The organism is Lentilactobacillus sunkii DSM 19904 (genome assembly GCF_001435575.1).
Taxonomy (GTDB): Bacteria; Bacillota; Bacilli; order Lactobacillales; family Lactobacillaceae; genus Lentilactobacillus; species Lentilactobacillus sunkii.
Genome location: NZ_AZEA01000051.1, coordinates 1 through 3,809 on the forward strand (window position 1 = coordinate 1; position 3,809 = coordinate 3,809).

3 protein-coding genes are annotated in these 3,809 nt (G+C 41.9%); 2 read left to right on the forward strand and 1 reads right to left on the reverse strand.

The window, feature by feature from the left end:
* Positions 1-51 precede the first annotated feature (51 nt).
* On the reverse strand, positions 52-2,025 hold the full coding sequence (locus FD17_RS12790) for a M13 family metallopeptidase (protein WP_235803234.1): 1,974 nt from the start codon (positions 2,023-2,025) through the stop codon (positions 52-54).
* Positions 2,026-2,238: 213 nt separating this feature from the next.
* Here FD17_RS12790 and FD17_RS12795 point away from each other — a divergent pair, with 213 nt between their 5' ends.
* Both FD17_RS12795 and FD17_RS12800 read left to right on the forward strand, forming a co-directional pair.
* Positions 2,239-3,144 carry a PPK2 family polyphosphate kinase gene (locus FD17_RS12795; RefSeq protein WP_070368163.1) on the forward strand — a complete coding sequence of 302 codons (906 nt, stop codon included), beginning with the start codon at positions 2,239-2,241 and terminating at the stop codon, positions 3,142-3,144.
* A gap of 190 nt (positions 3,145-3,334) precedes the next feature.
* Positions 3,335-3,670, forward strand: a complete 336-nt coding sequence (locus FD17_RS12800) for a hypothetical protein (protein ID WP_057826567.1) — start codon at positions 3,335-3,337, stop codon at positions 3,668-3,670.
* Positions 3,671-3,809 lie beyond the last annotated feature (139 nt).

Genomic DNA, 3,809 nt, shown 5'->3' on the forward strand with positions numbered 1-3,809 from the left:
CAACTTAGGGGGTCACTTCATATTATCTCTACCAGATTTTTACCCTATCCTCTACCAGATTTTTACCCTATCCTCCGGTTTCAGGTACATTCCGTCGCCTGGTTTTACCTCGAAGGTTGAGTAGAAATCGTCCAAATTCTTTACCTGGACGTTTGCCCTTAATTCTGCTGGGGCATGGACGTCGATGTTTAGCAGCAATTGCTTGTATTGCTCGGTTGCTTTCATTCGCCATACCTTGGCCCAGTTGATGAAGAAGTCGTACAAATTGTAGTCCTTCTCATTCTTGGCTGCTTCATTGGCACAGCTCAGTCCACCGCCATCAGCAATATTTTCTGAAACGGTCAATTTACCGTTTACTTTAGCACCGGCATATGGAATGCCGTCAAATTCTTTAATCATCTTATCGGCAAGTTTTGAGAAGTGATCATGATCTTCTTTGGTCCACCAATTATTCAAGTTACCTAACTCGTCAAACAGGGAGCCGTTGTTATCAAACGCATGAGAAATTTCATGGGCGATAACTGCACCGATTCCACCATAATTTTGGCTTGAAGTCTGCTTCAAACTATAGAACGGGGCTTGGAGAATGGCGGCAGGGAAGACAATGATGTTCTTAAATGGTTCATAGTACGCGTTAACCGTGGCTGCACTCATTTCCCATTTGGTCCGGTCAACCGGTTTGCCCAGCTTTTCAAACGTATCTTGAACCGTAATGGCGCCGAATTGCGACATGTTATCAAATAATGTGCCGCCTTCACTTTCAGGTATCACCTTGAACTTGTACTCCAATTCATCAATATGATCAGGATACCCAACTTGAAGTTCCAATTTATCGAGCTTCAAAATGGCTTTTTCTCGGGTGGCTTTGCTTAACCAATCGTTGTTGCTCAAACGGTTCTTATACACAGCGATCATGCTGCGGACCATGTGCTCAACATCGGCCTTGGCTTTGGGACCAAAGTATTTCTTGGCATAGTAGTCACCAATGGTTTGACCAAAGGTGCCTTCAGCGAGATAGAACGCCGACTTCTTTTGTGGCGTTGCCTCTTTCTTGCCGGAAAGGGCACGACTAAAGACAGAACCGGTTTGGCGAAATTCTTCTGATAAGTAGCCGGATGCGGAACGAACCATGTTGACCAGCATCCAATTCTTCATATCGGTGAAGGTGTTGGTGTTGACCAAGCCGTCAAATCGTTCATAAAACTTCGGTTCAGTCACAATCACTTGTTCTGGAGCGTTGCCGAATAATGAGTCGGCAAGGTTCATGAAATCAATGTGGGAGCTTGATTCTGAGAAGTAGGCAAACTTTTGCGGGTTGTACATTTTGCTGTAATCGGCTGATTCTTCGGCTGATTTAACGTTTGGTGCAATTTTTGCATCAAATCGTTTAGCAGATTCAACGATCTCATCGGCCTCGTTACTGCTGTAATCAGCTAAGACGAGTAGCTGGCTGGCCATTTTGGTGAAGACCGGCATTAATTGCTTGTAAGCTGGATTGTTGTTTTCATAATAAGTTCGATCGGGTAAAAATAGTCCGGGAACCGCAGCGAATAACGCATTCACCTGAGTATTCTTCATGTCGGGTTCAACCCAGAATCCAAATGGCAGTGGATACCCTTCTTTAACCAATTCTGGAAGGGATTCGTTTAAATCATCAAAGCTGGTAATGTTTTCGATTTTCTCCAGGTAGGGCTTCAGCGGATCTGCCCCGTCGGCATCACGTTTCTTGTAGTTGCGAGCTAATTCATACAACTTTAGAAACTCTGAGAATGGTGCATCATGGGATTTGTTTTCCTTGATAATGTCGTCAAGGTCACTCATCAATTGTTTGTCAATATTATCGTTGAGATCCATAAAGCCACCGGTTGATGAATGATCAGCCGGAATTTCGGCGGTCTTTTCCCAACGGCCGTTAACGGCTTTGTATAGGTCGTCCTTTAATAATGACTTGACGATTGAATCTTCGGCAGGCTGCTGTGACTGGCCGCCTTGAGCATCATTTGCATTTAAAATTAATTTATTCAATGGAATGCCTCCTCTGAGAAGTTGAATAACGCAACATCGGTACTGGATGAAAACAGCGTTATATGAAACTATTTGTATGTAATCTAGTATACTCAATATGAGAAATAAATGTGGAGATTACAAACATTCTCCAAGCTATTTTTCTAGGATTTGAGCTATTATACAATTATTAGGATACAATCTTTAGGGGGCTTTACTTTGGACGAAAAGAAAATGTTTGATCGTGAGAAATCTTTTCGGTACAACGGGGATCGGGATTTAAAAATTGATAAGATTCCGACATCTGCAACCGGTGAAAATTTAAACAAAGATGACATTAAGGCGCGGATTGAGAAAAACATTATTGCACTTCAGGATCTGCAGGGTAAGCTGTATGCTCAGAACCATTTTGGTGTACTCATTATCTTCCAAGGGATGGACGGTTCAGGAAAGGACAGCATGATTCGTCACATTTTAAGCGGGGTTAATCCACAAGGAATTGACGTTACCAGCTTTAAATCGCCAACTTCAATTGAATTGAGTCACGACTATCTCTGGCGGATTCATCGACACATCCCGGAACACGGTATTATTGGGATCTTCAATCGGTCATACTATGAAGATGTCTTAATCAGCCGAGTTCATCCCGAGATGATTGTGAATGCCAAGATTGGTGCGATTACCAAGCTGGATCAGGTTGATAATAAATTCTTTGATGGCCGGTTTAAGGATATTAACTTCTTTGAAGACTACTTGACCAGAAACGGCTTCATGGTGCTGAAATTCTTCCTTCACATGTCTGCAGATGAGCAGCGTGATCGGTTCAAACGCCGAATTGAACTGCCGGATCACAATTGGAAGTTCGCTTCAGCCGACATTAAGGAGCGCCGTTACTTCAATGACTACCAGAAGGCCTACGAGGACGCCATTGAGCATACTGCCAACAAGACTAATCCTTGGTACATCATTCCGTCTGATGATAAGTGGTACTCACGGCTTTGTGTTTCGGACATCATTGATCGTCGGATGAAAGAATTACCATTGAAATATCCGGATTTACCAGACTCAGAAAAGGCTGAGTTGGAGAAAGCTTTGGCTGAATTGGAAAAGGTTCCTGAAAAATCAAAAAAGAATAAATAATTGAAAACGTTGTCAGGATGCGAATGTTACAAATCGCGTTCTGGCAACGTTTTCATTTACTTTTTCCTTGTACTATGCGTCTGAGTGGTTAAAATGAAAATTAGTAGGTGATAAATAAATATCATTTACATGATTTAGATGTGCATTGTTATTTGATTAGACACAATTTTGAGAGAGAGGGAGTCTTACGATGACAGTCGCAATTCAAAAACAATTTAAGGAATCATTAGGATCAAAAGAGAAGTTCAGTGATTTTATTTCAGATTATTTTGCATCTCATAAGGTATTAACAGGTAATTATGATGATGGAATCTATTTTGAAAATTATCAAGTCCACTTGGATAGCAAGGATGGCTTGGTAATCACATTAGTTACCGGTTCTTATACGGGTCAGGCATTCCCAATAAAGGATACTGAACATATTTCAATCGAAGATTTTCGTCAATTAATTCTTAACAAGAAATTTGCCGACAAAACCGAATCGTTGTCAGACGTGTTCCATATGACGGCGGATACAATCGCGTAGAGTGCGAGCCAAGCCGGTTAGCTTTCGAGCATTAGTGTAATAACGGCCTTTAACGCAGGGTTTGCGTTAAAGGCCGTTATTGGACTAAGCGGAAAAAGCTGGCTTGGGGAGCACGTTTTCTACGTATAGTCAATATATA